The organism is Mycetocola sp. Y442 (genome assembly GCF_056898615.1).
Window position 1 is genome coordinate 936,106 of sequence record NZ_JBXHBV010000002.1, and the last position, 16,484, is coordinate 952,589.

The following is a 16,484-nucleotide window of genomic DNA, read 5'->3' on the forward strand; positions in this document are numbered from 1 at the left end:
CGGTTGTATTGTTCTATGACCGAATCGCAGAACACCAAGCCCGAAATCGACGCACCGGAGGGGCCGGCTCCCTCCGAACTCGAGATCGTCGACATCACCGTCGGCGAAGGAGACGAAGCCAAGAGCTCGTCGACAGTCAACGTGCACTACCTCGGCGTCAGCTATGACACCGGCGAAGAGTTCGACTCATCCTGGAGCCGTGGCGAACCCATCAACTTCCCCCTGTCCAACCTCATCCGTGGCTGGCAGGAAGGCATCCCCGGCATGAAGGTTGGCGGTCGCCGCAAGCTCACGGTTCCGCCCGCACTGGCGTACGGCGCTGCAGGAAGCGGACACCCGCTTTCCGGCCAGACCCTCGTCTTCGTCATCGACCTGCTTGGCGTGAAGTAAAGTTTGAGCGTTTCAGACCTCGTTCTCGAGCTGAGCGACACGATCCCCGACTTTCCGAAGCCGGGGATCGTGTTTCGTGACCTCACGCCCGTCTTCGCCGACGCGGATGCCTTCACCGCGATCATCGATGACCTCGCCTCCCGATTCGCCGGTGGGTACGACGCGGTCGCTGGCCTCGAGGCCAGGGGTTTCCTGCTCGCCGCTGCGCTCGCGTACGCCGGGCACGTTCCCCTGGTCGCGATCCGCAAGGAAGGCAAGCTTCCCGGCGACGTGCTGTCGGAGACCTACGACCTTGAGTACGGGACGGCGACGTTCGAAATCCGGCCAGGACAGATCGCCAGCGGGAGCAGGGTGCTCATCGTCGATGACGTCCTCGCCACCGGTGGAAGTGCCGTCGCTGCAGCCCGGCTGGTCGAGCGGGCGGGCTACGTCGTCGGCGGAGTAGGACTCGTGCTCGAACTCGATGGGCTCGGCGGCCGGGACCGGCTCACGGGCTACGACGTGTACTCGATAGTCGCCGAACCGGCATAGTCACTGTTTTCCGATCAGTGCTCCGTCACCCAGCTGGTGATGTAGAGCACAACCGTGATGAGCGGGAAGATCCCCTGAATGACCGCGGCCGACAGTCGGCCCTTCCCGCTCGTCACGAGCACAATGGCGGCCGCGAGCATGCTCGCGACGCAGAAGATCCCCAGCGCAAAACCGGCGTCTGCCCGGCCAATGCCATACATGATCGAGCCGATGAGGGCACCGATGCCGAGGAAGAGGTTGTAGAAGCCCTGGTTGTACGCCAGCGCTCTGGTGGTCTCGGCGTCTTCAGCGCTTCTGAGCCCGAACCGTTTCCAGACGGCGGGCCGCGTCCACGCGACTGATTCCCAGTAGAAGATGAGGAAGTGGACCGCGGCGGAGAGGGTTGCGGCGATCGTGATGAGGATGACCATGGGCTGAGCCTATTGCGGCAGCTTCGCCTGAGCCAGTATCGCCTGCGGGTGAGCCGCGCGCGCCACGCCTGGGTGCGGCTCAAGGGCACCTTCGTCGATCATCCACCCGGAGACGGCCCATCTAAGATGAGAGAACCGGCAAATCGTCGCAGATGGTGCACATACCACGAGGGATCACCCCATGGAATCGAAGAAACCCCCGCTTGACAGTACAGATCGCGCACTTCTGCGCGCCCTGTCGAGCAATGCCCGTGCATCGGGTTCACAGTTGGCCGCGGATCTCGGTCTTGCCGAGTCGACGGTGTCGCTCCGCCTCCGGCGACTGCACCAGTCCGGTCACATTGTCGGGTATCACGCCGACATCGACCTCGCTGTGCTCGGTGCGCCGCTCCAGGCGCTCATCGCCGTTCAGCTTGCCCAGCACAACAGAGCCGACATCCAAAAGTTCCGGCGCGAGGCGCCGACCTGGCCAGGGGTGCTCTCGATGTTCCACATGGGTGGACGGGACGACTACCTGATGCACGTCGCGGCGCGCAGCACGGCCGATCTCAGGGAATTCGTCGTTCAGTACCTCACCGGCCACCCCGCCGTCGCGCACACCGAGACGAACCTCGTCTTCGAGCACGCGGCGGGAACCGGCTGGCAGCAGCTTCTCGCCTGATCGGGAATGTCGGCGCGTTCGTTGTGCTTGGACTTCTCGAAAGGTTGTGTTTGTGAAACTCTCTGTTCTTGATCTTGTCCCCGTCCGTTCGCGGCAGTCGTCGTCTGACGCCCTGGCCGCATCCATCGATCTGGCGAAGGCCGCGGATGCCCTCGGTTACACCCGCTATTGGGTGGCGGAACACCACAACATGCCGTCGGTCGCATCGACGAACCCGGCGGTCATCATCGGGATTCTGGCCGCGCACACCGACAGGATCCGGGTCGGCTCGGGCGGTGTGATGCTGCCCAACCACGCGCCCCTGGTTGTCGCCGAACAGTTCGCGCTGCTCGAAGCAAGCGCCCCCGGCCGGATAGACCTCGGGCTCGGGCGGGCACCGGGAAGTGACCCGGTCGTCACCGCTGTTCTCAACCGTTCCGGTGCAACGAGCGACGTCAATCAGTTCCCGAACTATGTATCGGACATCGTCTCGCTGCTTGGCACTGACGGCGCAACGGTCCGGCTCACCAGCGGCACCGAGTACCAGCTCAAGTCGACGCCGGCCGCCACGAGTGTCCCGGACATGTGGCTGCTCGGCTCCAGTGACTACTCGGCGACGCTCGCCGCGTCGCTCGGCCTGCCATACGTCTTCGCCCACCACTTCGCGGGCCACGGCGCCGAGCGAGCGCTCGAGATCTACCGCGGCCAGTTCCAGCCGTCGGAGATTCTCGACGCACCGCGCACCTTCGTGACGGCGAACGTCGTCGTCGCGCCGACGGCATCCGAGGCCTATGCCCTTGCCCTGCCGAACCTGCAGCACATGGCACGGCTCCGAAGCAACGAACCGCTCGGCAGGCTCGCGACGGTCGAGGAGGCCGCGAACACCACGATGAGCCCGATGCAGGACGAGTTCATCAGCGCGTCGCTCGGGTCCTGGATCATCGACGAACCAGTTGCGGCGGCACAGCGCGTGCGGGAGCTGGCGAAACGCTTCGACGTCGACGAGGTGATGGTGTCTCCCGGAGCTTCGGCGTACGACGCCGAGAGCCTGACCGAGACACCGGGCCGGGTTCAGACGCTCGAGCTGCTCGCGCAACAACTGCTCGCAGACTGACCGCAAAACGGTGGTGCGCGTCGCGCCACTGACGCGCCAGAATAGGCAGATGACGTTACCTCCGAGCTCGCGGTTGGCGAGGCTTGACGCACTTCCGTTTACGAAACAGCACAGGAAGCTCCTGGTTGGATCCGGGGTCGGTTGGGCGCTTGACGCCATGGACGTCGGATTGATCTCCTTCGTTCTCGCCCAGCTCGCCGTGACCTGGCAGCTCGAAAGCGCAGAGCTCAGCTGGATCGCCTCTGCGGGGTTCATCGGTATGGCCGTCGGGGCGAGCCTCGGCGGCCTGCTCGCTGACCGGTTCGGTCGCAGGCAAGTCTTCGCGATCACGCTGCTTGTCTTCGGGATCGCCACAGGGGCAGCGGCGCTGTCCTGGTCGCTCGGCGTGCTCATTGTCCTGCGGTTCATCGTCGGCCTCGGTCTCGGCGCCGAGCTGCCTGTGGCGTCCACCTACATGTCCGAGTTCGCACCGCCGCGGATTCGCGGACGCGTCATCGTGCTGCTCGAAGCGTTCTGGGCCATCGGCTGGACGATTGCGGCACTCATTGGCTATTTCATCGTGCCGCTGAGCGACAATGGCTGGCGCTGGGCGCTCGCCATCGGAGCTGTGCCGGCGATCTACGCCGTCATCGTACGGTTTGCAATGCCGGAGTCCGTGCGCTTTCTCGAGTCACGCGGTCGCACGGCCGAGGCAGAGGCAACGGTGCGCCGGTTCGAGATCTCGGCCGGACGGGCGACGGATGCCGTTGGCGATGCGGCGGGGGAACGCGAGGCGGCGGCTGCACAGCGGGCTGGCACTGCCGGTCCCGCTGGCACCGCCGGTCCCGCTGATGCAGCCGGTGCTGAAGACGCGGGAACTGCACGAACGAAGCCGAGGCTCACCGCGCGGGCCCAGGTCGCGACGCTCTGGGCGCGCCCGCACCGTGTCCAGACCCTCGCCCTGTGGGTCGTCTGGTTCTGCGTGAACTTCTCCTATTACGGAGCCTTCGTCTGGTTGCCATCGATCCTCGTGGCATCCGGGTTCTCGCTCGTCAAGTCGTTCGAGTACACGCTCATCATCACGCTCGCACAGCTGCCCGGATACCTGGTTGCCGCGTACCTCGTCGAGAAGTGGGGCAGGAGCAAGACGCTCGCCGTCTTCCTGACCGGTTCGGCGGTCTCGGCCGTGCTCTTCGGCCTGGCCGGACTCGAGTGGCAGGTGATCGGCGCCGGCATGCTGCTGTCGTTCTTCAACCTCGGCGCGTGGGGTGCGCTCTACGCCGTGACGCCTGAGCTGTACCCGACCGAGCTTCGCGCAACAGGGTCGGGCTGGGCGGCCGGGGTCGGCCGGATCGCGTCGATCATTGCCCCGCTGCTTGTCCCGATCCTCACCGGTGTCGGCGGCAGCGCCCTGCTGTTCAGCGTGTTCGCCGCGTTCTTCCTGATCGCGGCAGCCGCAGCGCTTGCCCTCGCAGACAAGCGAGGCAAGGCGCTCGAGGAATTCGTCCCGGCCGTCGCCGAACGGGTGTGAGCTAGAAGCGGTTCGGTGTGCCGCCGGTACGATCGGTGTGCCTCGGCTGCTCCGGGGTCGGGTCGAACGCGCGGACCCGGTCGACGAGTTCACGCCAGCCACCGGTGAGGGACTGCTCGGGGATGACGGCCTCCCTCGGTTCCGGGCGGGCCTCAGGGACCGGTTCCAGCCGGATCCGGTAGATGTAGCGGTCGGGCTGTGGCGGTTGCGGGCGCTGGTTGTCCCAGGGCAGGTCTCGCAGCAGGACGAGCCACGAATCTGCGTCCGGCTGCTCGTCGACGCGGACTTCCCAGCGTGTGCTCAGCCCGGCGAAGCCGCCGCTCCGGATAACCGTCACCTTCATGCCGGGAATGCTACTCCGGTTATGCGGTGACACCTACCGTCTGCCAGGCGGTGCGAACGGCGGAGGTTTCGCGGGAGTCCTCTCCGAAGAGGCGGGATGCGACGACAACCGTTGCCTCCGCGAACTCCCGGAAATCGGCGTTCGCCTTGACCTCGGTGGTCAGGGTGTCGTACCAGATCCGACCCGGTGCCTCCCACGCGTTGCCGCCGATGGCGGTCGCCACGAGGTAGAACGCCCGGTTGGGGATTCCGGAGTTCAGGTGGACTCCGCCGTAATCGTCTTCGGTTTCGATGTACCCGCTCATGTCGGCCGGTTGCGGATCCTTACCGAGGACGTCGTCGTCGTATGCGGTGCCAGGCGCCTTCATGGAGCGAAGTGCCTGGCCCTCTACCTCAGCCGAGAAGATTCCCTCGCCGATGAGCCAGCTGGCCTCGTCGGCGCTCTGGCCCCGGGAGCGCTGGTCGACGAGCGCGCCGAAGACGTCGGACACCGACTCATTGAGGGAACCCGATTGCCCCGAGTAGACGAGGTTCGCTGTGTACTGGGTGACGCCGTGGGTGAGTTCGTGCCCGATAACGCTGAGCGATCTGGTGAACCCGATGAACACCTGGCCGTCGCCATCACCGAAGACCATCTGGGTTCCGTCCCAGAACGCGTTGTCGTACGCGTCTCCGAAGTGCACGGTTGCGGCGAGGGGGATACCCTCACCGTCGACGGAGTTCCGGGAGTACGCCTCCCAGAACAGAGCGTATGTTTGGCCGAGACCGTCATAAGCCTCGTTGACGCTGTCGTCGGGTGTTGGCGGCTCGCCCTCCGAGCGGACGAGGCGACCGGGCAGGTCTTCTGTGCCCCCGGCATCCGAGATGTATCGCTCGGGCTGGCCGGGAGCTGATGCCTGCCGGGGGTCGGTGTCGCTACCCCGCATCGACTGCCGCGGGGGAGCCGGTTCGCCCCTCCGCACCGCACGGATCTGTGACGCGGCTGCCAGTGCGCGCTGTGCCGCGCTCGCCGCGCGGGCGAGCCGTGGATCGTCGAGCTGCGCGAGGTGGTTGAGGAGATACGGCGGCACGATGGAGCAGCGGGGGGAGTCGATGTGAGTGCTCATGGCGACAGTGTGGCACTCGCCGCAGACATCCGGACACTACCCTGTGGCGTTTTCTTGAGGGCGGGGTGCACCAGCGGTTGGACCGTGGCTTCGGGGAGGTCCTGGCCGCGACGCGTCTTCTAGACTGCGGGGATGCGTTGTGGAATCATCATCCTCCCTCAGGACCCCTGGCTCGAAGCGAAGCGCAAGTGGCAGGGAGCTGAGGAACTCGGCTTTGATTCGGCGTGGACCTATGACCACCTCTCCTGGCCGAGTCTCGCCGATGAGCCGTGGCAGGCCACGATCCCCACGCTCACAGCGGCATCCGTCGTTACCAGCCGCATCCGTCTCGGGACGATCGTCGCGTCACCGAACTATCGGCATCCTGTTCCGCTCGCGAAGGACATTGCGACCGTCGATGAGATCTCGGACGGGAGGTTCGTGCTCGGTGTTGGCGCGGGTGGAACCGGCTTCGACGCGTTTGTGCTCGGCGATCGTGAGCTCACCCCGCGTGAGCGGCACGAGCGATTCGCCGAGTTCGTTTCTGACCTGGATGCCCTGTTGCGGTTCGAGCTTCCGGAGAGCGGGGGAGTGAGCTTTGAGGGCGACTGGTACACGGCGGTGAACGCCCGGATGGTGGGAGCGCCGGCGCAGAGCCCGCGGGTGCCATTCGTGGTCGCGGCGAACGGCCCCAAGGGGATGCGCGTTGCTGCCGAGTACGGTTCAGGCTGGGTCACGACCGGTCCCGACGGCGAGGTCGGCGACGAGTGGTGGGCGTCTGTCGCAACGCTCGGGAAGCGATTCGAGGACGCCGCGTTGTCGGTCGGCACCGATCCGCTGTCGGTCGAGAAGTACCTCATGATCGACTCAGGCGGCTCGTACGCGCTCGACAGTGCGGCCCGGTTCGAGGACAGCGTCGGGCGAGCGGCCGAGCTGGGATTCTCCGAGGTGCTGACGCACTGGCCGCGGGCGAACGGGATCTACGCCGGAAGCGAATCCGTGCTGGATGACGTCGCCGCCCTGTTCCCTAAGCTGAGGGGATGAATATTCTCGACGCGCCCGAATCAGACGGTCTCGACGGCCTTGAGCAATTGCAGGCGATGCTGGCAGCGGGGCAGCGGCCGTCCATTTGCGAGACGCTCGGCTTCGATCTCGTCGAGGTCGGTCGTGGCTCCGCCGTCTTCGAGGGCACCCCTGGAGCGCACGTCCTCAATCCGATCGGCACTGTCCACGGCGGATTCGCCGCAGCGTTGCTTGACTCCGCCTGTGGCACCGCTGTGCACACCCGCCTGTCGCCGACGCAGGGGTACACCACGCTCGAACTCAAGACCTCGTATCACCGGCCGATGAGCGTCGACACCGGTGTTGTGCGCGCGGAGGCGAACCTCATTTCGTTCGGACGGCGGGCAGCGTTCGCGTCTGCCGCGCTGACGGATGCCGATGGCCGGGTGCTCGCGACGGCGACGTCGTCTCTGCTTGTGTTCGAACGGTCGGCGTAGAGCGCAGTCGGTTGGAGAGGGACAGTCGTGATGCACTTCGAGCGTGATCTCGGCGACGGCTATCGGCTGGGTCTTCGCACGAGGGCGACCGATGAGGGGATGCTCCGGCTGATCGAGAAGAACCTCTCACGGCTGCGAGCGTGGGAACCGTGGGCGCTCGCCGATCAGACACGCGAGACTCTCGGGGCCTTTACGCAATATCAGCTCGAGGGTTTCTCTCGGGGAACCATCGTGCCGACCGTCATTTTCCGGGGGGATGAGATGGTCGGTGCAGTTTCTGTGGCGCTGAACCGTGTGACGCGGAAGGCAGAACTCGGCTACTGGCTCGATTATGAGGTCGAGGGGAAGGGCGTTGCGTTCCTGGCCTGCTCCGCGCTTGTGGAACACCTCGCCGAGCAGGGCATGCGACGGGTCGAAATTCGCACGGCAGCCTCGAATGAGCGCAGTTGCCGACTCGCAGAGCGCCTGGGTTTTGAGCTCGAGGGTGTTGTGGAGCGGGCGCTCGTGCTCGGCGAGAGACGGCTCGACCTTGCGATCTACAGTCTCGCCATCGACAGTGCGTGAGTCGGCACTCACGCGCTGACTCGATGGTAGGTGCCGCTAGCCGGTCTTCCTCCGGAAGTCGCGCTGGTGCGTCGCTGGCCCGTGCGCGCCGTGGATGGCTGAGTCACCGTCGAGGTGATCGGTGCCCTTGCCCTGCGACTGCGCCTTCTTGCGTTCGAGCGCTTCGCGGAACTTGCGCTTCGTTTCCTCGGCGCGGTCTGCGGCCTCATCGGCATCCGGTGTCGGATTCTCAGAACTCATTGTGGTCCTCACGCTGGATTTCAACCGTTTCAGTTTAGGCACTGACGGCATCCGTTGACAGTGTGGATTTTCTCGTGAAATGTTCATTCGCCGAGGAGGACAGCGCCCGTTTCGTCGATGCTCCAGGCCGGGTTGTGCGCGATCTCCCACACCACGCCGTTCGGGTCGGTGATGTGGCCGTGGTAGCCGCCGAACGCCGCGAACTGCGGCCTTTTCAGCAGCGTCCCGCCCGCGCTGAGGAGCGCTTCGATGGTTTCGTCGACGAGCGTTGGACTGTCGACATTGTGCGACAGGGTGAAGCCGGATGGCTCGGCGGTTCCGGGTAGCAGGAGATCCCGGTTGAACGCGCGGGAGTCGTAGAGACCGAGTACGAGCCCGGGGCCGACCTGGAAGAAGAGGATCTCGTCGGGAACGTCCACGAGCGGTTCCCAGTTGAGTCCGTCGACGTAGAAGCGGCGGGCGGCGTCGAGATCGGCGGCGGCGACGGTGAGGAAGTGGAGGCGAGGATCCATGCCGTCAGGATGCCAGTGCGGCGGTCGAGGGGGAAGGCCCGTCTGGCCTAGGTGATCGTCCTGAGGGAGCCGTTCGCGTCCCGCCCGAGCCACGCCATGAGGATGAGCACAAGCGCCGTGCCGGAGAGCAGGCCGTCGGCGAGACCGGCCGGCAGCAGGAACACCATGAGGGTGAGCGTGATGACGCAGTTGACGAGGGAGAGCGCGAGGCCCCAAAGCCGGTTGCGGATGAGTCCGACCGCTCCGATCACGCGGAGCGCAGCGAAGATTCCGCTCATTGCCATCATCAGGTAGAGGTTGTCCTGAAGGTAGGGCAGGGCGAAGATGTGTGCGTTGTCGGTGATGACCGTCTGGCTCATTCCGGTGCTGAGCAGAAGCACAAGGCCGATGACGACAAGACCTTCCATCAGCACGCCCTGAACGAGGAGCAGGACGCCCGCGATCGTCAGCTGTCGTCGGGCAGGTCCTGGCGCGCGGGTCATGAGTCTCAACCTAGTGGGCCGAGGTGATGGCGTCGGCGTGGGGTTAGTTCGTACGAGAGTGTTTCCGGAGGAAAAACGTGGGGTCGGTGGGCTATAGCCGCCTGGGCTTCCGCATTCGCCTCCCGAAGCAGCGCCGGGTGCCGGTTCCGGCGGTTGGCTGCCGTTCGTGTCGCGAGTGCCGGCTGCGGCTCGTGTTACCTGTGTCGGCCTGCTGCAGACGCTGGTGTGGGCGGCGGCGCCGGAGTGGGCGCGGGGTGGTCGGTGTGCCGCCGGTGTGTTTCGGGAGGAAAAAACGTGGGTCGGCGGGCTGTTGCCGCCCGGGCCTCCGCATTCGCCTCCCGGGGCATCGCGGGGCGGCGGGCCACCGTGTGGGCAAAACGGCTCGTCTTGTCCGCGCTGCCTGAAGCTGCGGCTCGTGTCGGCTGGCTCCGAACGCCGGGAAGTCGTGGCGGGCGGTGGCGGACGTGTGGGTCGGACGCGGCTGGTCGGTGTGCCGCCGGTGGGTTTCGGGAGGAAAAACGTGGGGTCGGCGGGCTATTACCGCCCGGGCTTCCGCATTTGCCTCCCGGGGCATCGCGGGGCGGCGGCCCGGCGCGTTGGCTGGGTTGTGGGACCAGCGTGGCGGAAGTGCCTTGAAGAGGGGTTTCGGGAGGAAAAACGTGAGGTCGGTGGGCTATAGCCGCCGGGGCCTCTGCCTTCACCTCCCGGGGAATCGCGGGCGGAAGCCCGAGGGGGCGACAGGAGGTGGGAGGGACCGGCTACGGCCAGAGCAGCCCACGCTCCCACGAGCGCCCGTGCAGGCGGTACTTGAGCCGGAGGTGTCCGCGATCACTGGACGCCTGCCAGAACTCAACCTCGTCGGCGATCACAGCCCACGTGCTCCAGTTGCGGTCGACCCGCCTGGGATCCCCGGCCACGGCAGCAACGGCATCCTCGAGCGCCTCGCGGTAGGTCTCGGGGGAGTCCAGTGGCTCGCTCTGGTGCCCAACAAAGGCAGCGGCACGCGAGCTCTCCGGCCGCGCCAGGAAGTCTTCCTCGCTGTCGGCCCGCGTCCCCTTCCGCACGGCACCGGTCACCCGCACCTGCCTGCCGAGCTGCGGCCAGAAGAAGGTGAGCGCAGCGAACGGGTTCGCACCGAGGTCTCGCGCCTTCGGGCTGTCATCGCGCGACGCGAACACCCAGCCATGCTCGTCGATGTCCTTGAGCACGAGCGTTCGTGCCGTGACCCGGCCGTCGGGCTCGCTCGTCGACAGTGTCATCGCGTGCGGTGCGGGTACACCGGCATCCACAGCCTCGGTCAGCCACTCGGCGAAGAGGTCGGCCGGCTGCTCCGGCGCCCGTTCCCAGTCAAACACCGGAAGATCGCCGGGGAATGACGGAATCGAACGCAGGGTGTCCCGGAGGTGGCTCATGGCATCCCTTTCGCTGCAGGTATGGACGCGGCCCCGGCCTCCCCGGATGTACCGTGTCGAGTGGGTTCACACTAGCGCCGACTCGGCGAGCGAAACCTGCTAAACTCTTGAGGTTGCCGTCAAACGGCCGCGGATAAAGAGAGCCCACGCATTCTGTGACGGGCACCGCGCAACGAGAGAAAAGGGGATCAACCTATGGCACTTGAAGGCGAAGCCAAGAAGGCGATCATCGAAGAGTACGCAACCCACCCGGGTGACACGGGATCCCCCGAGGTCCAGGTCGCAGTGATGACCCAGCGGATCAAGGATCTCACCGAACACCTCAAAGAGCACAAGCACGACCACCACTCACGTCGTGGCCTGCTTCTGCTGGTTGGTCAGCGTCGCCGCCTGCTCGGTTACCTCGCTGATGTCGACATCAACCGTTACCGCTCGCTTATCGAGCGTCTCGGCCTCCGTCGCTAATTTCAGCCGGGAACCGCGTGGGTCCCTGATTTGATCAGGACGATGACAACGCGATCTTCTTGAAAACGGGCCGTTCACCTTCGGGTGAACGGCCCGTTTTTTGTGCACCAGCGGATGCCAGGGGTCAGAGCCGGTACAGCCGCGCCTCCCATGGACGCAGCGGCAGGTCACCGTCAACCGGGTAGTTGCCCAGCACGAGCTCGGCTGCAGCGACATCGAGGGGGAGTGCGCCGTCGAATGGCTCGTCCGACACGTTGGCGACGACGAGCAGACGTTCCGAAGCGGATGTCCTCATAAATGCGTACAGCGTCGGATGCGACGGCTCCAGCAGTTCGAAGTCGCCGAGCGCGACAGTGTCGTTCGTGTGCCGCAGCTCGATCAGCCGCTGGTAGAACGCGAACACGCTCGTGCCGCTCGCGCGGTCGGCCTCAGCGTTGATCTCCGGATAGTTCGGGTTGACCGAAATCCACGGCGTGCCCGTCGTGAAACCGGCCTGCTCACGGCCATCCCACTGCATGGGAGTCCGCGCGTTGTCGCGCCCCATCGCGTGCACGGCGCTCAACACACTCGACGGCGCCAGATCGAACTCTTCGACCGCTTCCCGATAGTGGTTGATCGACTCGATATCGCGGTAGTGCTCAATCGACTCGAATTTAACGTTCGTCATACCGATCTCCTCGCCCTGGTAGATGTAGGGCGTGCCACGGTGCAGGTGCAGCACAAGGGCCCACAGCGTCGCCGACTCGTAGCGGTACTCGGTGTCGTTGCCGAAGCGTGACACCAGTCGGGGCTGGTCATGATTGTTGAGATACAGGCTGTTCCAGCCGGTCTCGGCGAGGCCGACCTGCCAGCGGGCCAGATTGGTCTTGAGGGCAACCAGGTCGAGCGGGATCGGATCGAACTTGTGCTGACCCTGGTCGAGCGAGACGTGCTCGAACTGGAACACCATGTCGACCTCGCCCTGCGTTGGGTCGGTGAACAGCGCAGCATCGTCGATACTCACGCCCGGCATCTCGCCGACAGTGAGGTACGTCTCATCGCGCCCGGCAAAGACCTCGCGGTGCATTTCCTTCAGGTACTCGTGAATTTGCGGTCCCATCGCGAAACCACTGCCAGTACCGCGGTCCGGCCCGTCGATCAGTTCGCGCCGTTTCGCGATCAGGTTGATGACGTCCATCCGGAACCCGTCGACACCGCGGTCAAGCCACCGCCGCATCATCGCGTACACGGCCTGCCGCACGTCGGGGTTCTCCCAGTTGAGATCCGGCTGCTGCTTCGCGAAGAGGTGCAGGTAGTACTCGCCGGTCTCCTCGTCGAGCGTCCACGCCGGGCCCGAGAACGCGCTCGTCCAGCCGTTCGGGGCGCTACCGTCGTCCTGCGGTTTACGCCACCAGTACCAGTCCCTCTTCTGGTTGTCGAGGGAGGACCGCGACTCGCGGAACCAGGCGTGCTCATCGCTGGTGTGGTTCACGACAAGGTCCATGACAATGCGGATGCCGCGATCGTGCGCTTCGGCGACCAGCGCATCGAAGTCGGAGAGAGAGCCGAACACCGGCTCGATGTCTTCGTAATCGCTGATGTCGTAGCCGTTGTCGTGCTGCGGCGACGGGTACACCGGCGAGAGCCACACGACGTCAACCCCGAGGTCAGCCAGGTAATCGAGCTTCGAACGGATGCCGTTCAGGTCGCCGACCCCGTCACCATCGGAATCCGCGAAGCTCCTCGGGTAGACCTGGTAGACGACGGCGCGGGTCCACCAGGGGGCGGCGGTCGCTGGCGTGGTCTCGGTCTCCGTGGCGGGCGCGGTCCCTGCCTCGGCGGTGGCCGCGGTCTCGGCAAGATCGTTCGATACGTGGGTCTCTGTCATGGACACGATCCTCTCATCTCGACGCGGCCGCCGATGTCTGGCATTCTCGGTAGGTGCCCCGTTCGGGTCACACAGACGGGGAGAGCAACATGAGCCTTTGGCGGACCAAAAGCATCGAGGAGTCGCTGGCGGACTCTCACCTCGAGCACCGCAGCCTGAAACGCACACTCGGCACCTGGGATCTCATGGTCATGGGCGTCGCCGTCGCTGTGGGAGCCGGAATCTTCTCGGTCGGAGCCCGTGCAGCGGGTCAGTATGCAGGACCATCGGTCAGCCTCTCCTTCCTGCTCGCCGCCCTCACCTGTGCCCTGGCGATCATGTGTTACGCGGAGTTCGCATCGACGGTGCCCGTCGCCGGGTCTGCCTACACGTTCACCTATGCGACGCTCGGCGAACTCGTCGCGTGGATCATCGGCTGGGACCTGATCCTCGAGATGCTCACGGCGGCAGCGGTCATCGCCAAATACTGGGGTATCTACCTCTCCCTTGTCTTCGACCTGTGGGGGTGGAGTGTTCCGGACACCCTGAACCTCGCTGGACTCCAGGTCAGCTGGGGTCCGTTCATCATCGTCGCGATTTTCACCACACTCCTCGTGCTCGGCACGCAGCTCTCGGCCCGTGTGGGCGCGGTCTTCACAATCATCAAGGTCGCCATCGTTCTCTTCGTCATCGTGGTCGGCGCGTTCTTCATCCGCCCGGAGAACTACGTACCGTTCATCCCGGAGTCGGTTCCGACCGAGGGCGGATCGAGTGACGTCTGGAGCCAGTCGCTCTTCGCGTTCCTCACCGGAGCAGCCCCGGCACAGTACGGGGTATTCGGCCTCCTCGCCGGAGCCAGCCTGGTCTTCTTTGCCTTCATCGGATTCGACGTGGTGGCGACGAGCGCTGAGGAGGTGCGTGACCCGCAGAAGAACCTGCCGCGCGGCATCCTCGGTGGTCTCGCCATTGTCACCGTTCTGTACATCGGGGTGAGCCTCGTGCTCACCGGCATGGTGCCGTACACGACGCTCGCCGAGGCAGAGGACCCGTCGCTCGCCACCGCCTTCGTCGCGGTCGGGGCCGACTGGGCGGCTCAGGTGATCTCCGTCGGGATCCTCGCGGGTCTCACGACGGTCATCATGGTGCTCCTGCTCGGTCTGGCGAGGATCCTGTTCGCGATGAGCCGCGACGGCCTGCTGCCGCGGTCGCTGAGCGTCACGAGCGACAAGCGCCGCACTCCCGTCCGGGTTCAGATCATTTCCGGCGTCCTCGTCGCGCTGCTCGCCGGCCTGACGGATGTCGGTGTCCTCGAGGAGATGATCAACATCGGCACCCTGAGCGCCTTTGTGCTGGTGAGCATCGCCGTCGTCGTCCTCCGCAAGAAGCGGCCGGACCTGCCGAGGGCCTTCCGCGTGCCGCTCTCACCGTTCCTTCCCATCCTGTCGGCGGTGCTCTGCCTGTGGCTCATGTTCAACCTCACGACCCTCACCTGGGTTCGGTTCCTCATCTGGCTCGCTGCGGGTCTGGTCATCTACTTCGCCTACGGGCGGAGCCACTCGGTCCTCGGCAAACAGAACGCCGAGCGTCGCCTCGCCCAGGAGTGACGGGCAGGGCGCTCCCGGGGGATTCCCCGGAAGTGCTCTGCTCGTGTCCATCCGGACATCAGAGAAGTAGGACAGACTGAACGGATGCTGCACCGTCACCCGATCCTCGGCCTGTTCACTGGCGCGTACCTGGCCTTTGTCTGCTGGGTGACTCTCGGGCCGCAGCCATTCGACGACAGCAACAGCGGACTGATTTTCCGTGCGCTTGGCGTACTCGACCGGTACGAGGCGACCTCCTGGATCACCTACAACGTCCTCGAGTTCGCGGCCAACATCGCCATGTTCTTTCCCATCGGGTTGTTCCTCGTCCTGCTTTTCGGTCGACGACTGTGGTGGCTCGCGATGGCCATCGGCTGCGGCATCACCGTCGTTATCGAGACTGCCCAGCTCTTCATCCCCGGCCGGGTCTCCGACCCGAGGGACCTGGTAGCGAACAGCGTCGGTGCGATCCTCGGTGTGATCGTCGGCCTGCTCCTCACGGCCCGAAAAGCACGACGGCTTCGCGAGGAGCGTGCGGCGCGGTCCACGCCAGTCCGACAGCGATCGGTCGCCGGTTCGGTCAGGTAGCAGGAGCACCGCAGCGCCGCAGGTCCACGCACCGCGTCGCGTCGGCGCCCACCGCGTCGCGTCAGGCGCCCTCGCGAGGAGGGGTCGGCGGACGCTTGGCCTCCGGAGCGGGGTCCCGCTCGGCCCCCGTCGGGTCGCGGCGCGACGGTCCGGGCGGGGCATCCCGGTGATCCGCAAAAATCCACCGCGGTTTCGGCTCGATCACAGGCCGGAAAACGCGCCGTACCGGCGCGCTCGCCAGTGCCACCGAGATAACGACGGCAAAGATCAGCATGGCGACGAGCCAGACATCCGGCAGCGATTCGTGCCGGAGCACCCCGCTCTCCCGAAGCGGATAGAGCACGAAACTATGCAGGAGGTAGACGTACATCGTGTACCGGCCAAACCGGGTCATCCAGGTCTCGTGCCGCGGCAGCAGGACGAAAAACGCCGCGCTGAGCAGGGTGGCAAGGACGATGAGGCCGAGTCGGACAGCGCCACCCCACCACTGGGCTTCACCGAGACCCGCGTACGAGTCGTCGTAGAAGAACCAGAAACGAAGGTCGATCCTCCGCCACAGGTCGATGAAACTCACGAGCACTGCGATCCAGGCGGCGAACAGCGCGATCGCCGCGCCCCGGATCACCCACGTCTGGCGATCAACGACACGCCAGCGCTCGACGAGCTTCCACCTGTGCAGCTGCCAGCCGAGAACAAAGAACGGGAGGATCCCGAGCGTCCGAGCGAGGGAGAACGTGCTGTCGACGTTGTCGAGGTAGCCGACACCGATGGAGATGATCAGTGCCCAGGCGAGCGGCCAGCGCAGCAGCGCCAGGTAGGGGAGGACCAGCCGGAAGATACCCAGCGCCAGCAGGAACCAGAGAGTCCACGACGGCTGCGTCGGATTCAGCTCCTGCTTGCCCTCCACGAGGAACTGGACCAGGGTCCACACGGTCTCGAATATCACGTAAGGAACAAGGATGTCCGTGATCAGTCGTTTCATCTCGCGGGCGCCAGGCGGGCTGCTCTTCGTGAAGTACCCGCTGACGATGGCGAACGCGGGCATGTGGAAGGCGTAGATCAACAAATATACGGTGAGTGCGGCATCCGAATCGTAAATGAGTCGCTGGATGCCGTGCCCCATCACGACGAGGACGATGCAGGCGAAGCGGGCGTTGTCCCAGAACGGTACTCGGGGTTTGGGGATGCTGCCGGTCACTGCTCTCACGCCTCCACCCTAAGCGCCAGCGCCGGTCACCCTGGAGGCCCGCCGGGAATGAATGCGGTCGTAA

20 protein-coding genes are annotated in these 16,484 nt (G+C 65.5%); 11 read left to right on the forward strand and 9 right to left on the reverse strand.

Annotated elements, in window-relative coordinates; genetic code table 11:
- Positions 1-15: 15 nt before the first annotated feature.
- Positions 16-390, forward strand: a complete 375-nt coding sequence (locus AC1X6S_RS10910; RefSeq protein WP_108390561.1) for an FKBP-type peptidyl-prolyl cis-trans isomerase — start codon at positions 16-18, stop codon at positions 388-390.
- A gap of 3 nt (positions 391-393) precedes the next feature.
- Entirely contained in the window at positions 394-921 is a 528-nt protein-coding gene (locus tag AC1X6S_RS10915; RefSeq protein WP_483405760.1) for an adenine phosphoribosyltransferase, read from the forward strand.
- Between the two features lie 14 nt (positions 922-935).
- Here the strand turns inward: AC1X6S_RS10915 and AC1X6S_RS10920 are convergent, their stop codons facing one another.
- Complete coding sequence (locus AC1X6S_RS10920; protein WP_483405761.1) at positions 936-1,331, reverse strand: DUF1304 domain-containing protein; 396 nt, start codon at positions 1,329-1,331, stop codon at positions 936-938.
- 181 nt (positions 1,332-1,512) lie between these two features.
- On the opposite strand from AC1X6S_RS10920, the gene AC1X6S_RS10925 reads away from it, so the two are divergent.
- From AC1X6S_RS10925 to AC1X6S_RS10935, 3 genes are read left to right on the forward strand one after another with little or no spacing between them, the layout of a single operon-like run.
- A complete protein-coding gene (locus tag AC1X6S_RS10925) occupies positions 1,513-1,992 on the forward strand; it encodes an Lrp/AsnC family transcriptional regulator (protein ID WP_108390564.1) in 480 nt (159 codons plus the stop codon).
- A 52-nt stretch (positions 1,993-2,044) separates the two neighbouring features.
- The gene (locus AC1X6S_RS10930) at positions 2,045-3,085 is read left to right on the forward strand and encodes an LLM class flavin-dependent oxidoreductase (protein WP_483405762.1); all 1,041 of its coding nucleotides are present in this window, start codon (positions 2,045-2,047) and stop codon (positions 3,083-3,085) included.
- 49 nt (positions 3,086-3,134) lie between these two features.
- Positions 3,135-4,595, forward strand: coding sequence for an MFS transporter (locus AC1X6S_RS10935; protein WP_483405763.1), 1,461 nt, complete (start codon positions 3,135-3,137; stop codon positions 4,593-4,595).
- Between the two features lies 1 nt (position 4,596).
- Here the strand turns inward: AC1X6S_RS10935 and AC1X6S_RS10940 are convergent, their stop codons facing one another.
- Together AC1X6S_RS10940 and AC1X6S_RS10945 are read right to left on the reverse strand one after the other, a co-directional pair.
- Positions 4,597-4,938, reverse strand: a complete 342-nt coding sequence (locus tag AC1X6S_RS10940; protein WP_483405764.1) for a protealysin inhibitor emfourin — start codon at positions 4,936-4,938, stop codon at positions 4,597-4,599.
- A 19-nt stretch (positions 4,939-4,957) separates the two neighbouring features.
- Positions 4,958-6,043 (reverse strand): M4 family metallopeptidase, encoded by a 1,086-nt coding sequence (locus AC1X6S_RS10945; protein ID WP_483405765.1) that lies wholly within the window; start codon positions 6,041-6,043, stop codon positions 4,958-4,960.
- A 132-nt stretch (positions 6,044-6,175) separates the two neighbouring features.
- On the opposite strand from AC1X6S_RS10945, the gene AC1X6S_RS10950 reads away from it, so the two are divergent.
- From AC1X6S_RS10950 to AC1X6S_RS10960, 3 genes are read left to right on the forward strand one after another with little or no spacing between them, the layout of a single operon-like run.
- A complete protein-coding gene (locus AC1X6S_RS10950) occupies positions 6,176-7,066 on the forward strand; it encodes an LLM class flavin-dependent oxidoreductase (protein WP_483405766.1) in 891 nt (296 codons plus the stop codon).
- Complete coding sequence (locus tag AC1X6S_RS10955; protein ID WP_483405767.1) at positions 7,063-7,521, forward strand: PaaI family thioesterase; 459 nt, start codon at positions 7,063-7,065, stop codon at positions 7,519-7,521. Before AC1X6S_RS10950 ends, AC1X6S_RS10955 begins: the two co-directional genes overlap by 4 nt.
- A 30-nt stretch (positions 7,522-7,551) precedes the next feature.
- A complete protein-coding gene (locus AC1X6S_RS10960) occupies positions 7,552-8,085 on the forward strand; it encodes a GNAT family N-acetyltransferase (RefSeq protein ID WP_483405768.1) in 534 nt (177 codons plus the stop codon).
- Between the two features lie 36 nt (positions 8,086-8,121).
- On the opposite strand, the gene AC1X6S_RS10965 is transcribed toward AC1X6S_RS10960, so the two are convergent.
- From AC1X6S_RS10965 to AC1X6S_RS10980, 4 genes are all read right to left on the reverse strand, one after another.
- Positions 8,122-8,325, reverse strand: coding sequence for a DUF5302 domain-containing protein (locus AC1X6S_RS10965; RefSeq protein WP_483405769.1), 204 nt, complete (start codon positions 8,323-8,325; stop codon positions 8,122-8,124).
- 83 nt (positions 8,326-8,408) lie between these two features.
- Positions 8,409-8,837 (reverse strand): VOC family protein, encoded by a 429-nt coding sequence (locus AC1X6S_RS10970; protein WP_483405770.1) that lies wholly within the window; start codon positions 8,835-8,837, stop codon positions 8,409-8,411.
- 47 nt (positions 8,838-8,884) lie between these two features.
- Positions 8,885-9,319 carry a hypothetical protein gene (locus AC1X6S_RS10975; protein ID WP_483405771.1) on the reverse strand — a complete coding sequence of 145 codons (435 nt, stop codon included), beginning with the start codon at positions 9,317-9,319 and terminating at the stop codon, positions 8,885-8,887.
- Between the two features lie 758 nt (positions 9,320-10,077).
- Positions 10,078-10,731, reverse strand: a complete 654-nt coding sequence (locus AC1X6S_RS10980) for a pyridoxine/pyridoxamine 5'-phosphate oxidase (protein ID WP_483405772.1) — start codon at positions 10,729-10,731, stop codon at positions 10,078-10,080.
- A 195-nt stretch (positions 10,732-10,926) separates the two neighbouring features.
- Between AC1X6S_RS10980 and rpsO the strand changes: the two genes are divergently transcribed.
- The gene (rpsO, locus tag AC1X6S_RS10985) at positions 10,927-11,196 is read left to right on the forward strand and encodes a 30S ribosomal protein S15 (protein WP_108390576.1); all 270 of its coding nucleotides are present in this window, start codon (positions 10,927-10,929) and stop codon (positions 11,194-11,196) included.
- A gap of 124 nt (positions 11,197-11,320) precedes the next feature.
- Here rpsO and AC1X6S_RS10990 read toward each other — a convergent pair whose 3' ends face one another.
- Positions 11,321-13,063 carry a glycoside hydrolase family 13 protein gene (locus tag AC1X6S_RS10990; RefSeq protein ID WP_483405773.1) on the reverse strand — a complete coding sequence of 581 codons (1,743 nt, stop codon included), beginning with the start codon at positions 13,061-13,063 and terminating at the stop codon, positions 11,321-11,323.
- 89 nt (positions 13,064-13,152) lie between these two features.
- On the opposite strand from AC1X6S_RS10990, the gene AC1X6S_RS10995 reads away from it, so the two are divergent.
- Both AC1X6S_RS10995 and AC1X6S_RS11000 read left to right on the forward strand, forming a co-directional pair.
- Positions 13,153-14,646, forward strand: a complete 1,494-nt coding sequence (locus tag AC1X6S_RS10995; RefSeq protein WP_483405774.1) for an amino acid permease — start codon at positions 13,153-13,155, stop codon at positions 14,644-14,646.
- A gap of 84 nt (positions 14,647-14,730) precedes the next feature.
- The gene (locus AC1X6S_RS11000; protein WP_483405775.1) at positions 14,731-15,213 is read left to right on the forward strand and encodes a VanZ family protein; all 483 of its coding nucleotides are present in this window, start codon (positions 14,731-14,733) and stop codon (positions 15,211-15,213) included.
- A 61-nt stretch (positions 15,214-15,274) separates the two neighbouring features.
- Here AC1X6S_RS11000 and AC1X6S_RS11005 read toward each other — a convergent pair whose 3' ends face one another.
- Positions 15,275-16,420 (reverse strand): acyltransferase family protein, encoded by a 1,146-nt coding sequence (locus AC1X6S_RS11005; protein ID WP_483405776.1) that lies wholly within the window; start codon positions 16,418-16,420, stop codon positions 15,275-15,277.
- Positions 16,421-16,484 lie beyond the last annotated feature (64 nt).

Bases quoted from the DNA above. Each gene is read 5' to 3' on its own strand.
- AC1X6S_RS10975 (WP_483405771.1), bottom strand. From the start codon at position 9,319: ATGACCCGCGCGCCAGGACCTGCCCGACGACAGCTGACGATCGCGGGC.
- AC1X6S_RS10965 (WP_483405769.1), bottom strand. From the start codon at position 8,325: ATGAGTTCTGAGAATCCGACACCGGATGCCGATGAGGCCGCAGACCGC.
- AC1X6S_RS10925 (WP_108390564.1), top strand. From the start codon at position 1,513: ATGGAATCGAAGAAACCCCCGCTTGACAGTACAGATCGCGCACTTCTG.
- AC1X6S_RS10910 (WP_108390561.1), top strand. From the start codon at position 16: ATGACCGAATCGCAGAACACCAAGCCCGAAATCGACGCACCGGAGGGG.
- AC1X6S_RS10950 (WP_483405766.1), top strand. From the start codon at position 6,176: ATGCGTTGTGGAATCATCATCCTCCCTCAGGACCCCTGGCTCGAAGCG.
- AC1X6S_RS10935 (WP_483405763.1), top strand. From the start codon at position 3,135: ATGACGTTACCTCCGAGCTCGCGGTTGGCGAGGCTTGACGCACTTCCG.
- rpsO (WP_108390576.1), top strand. From the start codon at position 10,927: ATGGCACTTGAAGGCGAAGCCAAGAAGGCGATCATCGAAGAGTACGCA.
- AC1X6S_RS11000 (WP_483405775.1), top strand. From the start codon at position 14,731: ATGCTGCACCGTCACCCGATCCTCGGCCTGTTCACTGGCGCGTACCTG.
- AC1X6S_RS10980 (WP_483405772.1), bottom strand. From the start codon at position 10,731: ATGAGCCACCTCCGGGACACCCTGCGTTCGATTCCGTCATTCCCCGGC.
- AC1X6S_RS10945 (WP_483405765.1), bottom strand. From the start codon at position 6,043: ATGAGCACTCACATCGACTCCCCCCGCTGCTCCATCGTGCCGCCGTAT.
- AC1X6S_RS10920 (WP_483405761.1), bottom strand. From the start codon at position 1,331: ATGGTCATCCTCATCACGATCGCCGCAACCCTCTCCGCCGCGGTCCAC.
- AC1X6S_RS10990 (WP_483405773.1), bottom strand. From the start codon at position 13,063: ATGACAGAGACCCACGTATCGAACGATCTTGCCGAGACCGCGGCCACC.
- AC1X6S_RS10995 (WP_483405774.1), top strand. From the start codon at position 13,153: ATGAGCCTTTGGCGGACCAAAAGCATCGAGGAGTCGCTGGCGGACTCT.
- AC1X6S_RS10970 (WP_483405770.1), bottom strand. From the start codon at position 8,837: ATGGATCCTCGCCTCCACTTCCTCACCGTCGCCGCCGCCGATCTCGAC.
- AC1X6S_RS10960 (WP_483405768.1), top strand. From the start codon at position 7,552: ATGCACTTCGAGCGTGATCTCGGCGACGGCTATCGGCTGGGTCTTCGC.
- AC1X6S_RS10940 (WP_483405764.1), bottom strand. From the start codon at position 4,938: ATGAAGGTGACGGTTATCCGGAGCGGCGGCTTCGCCGGGCTGAGCACA.
- AC1X6S_RS10955 (WP_483405767.1), top strand. From the start codon at position 7,063: ATGAATATTCTCGACGCGCCCGAATCAGACGGTCTCGACGGCCTTGAG.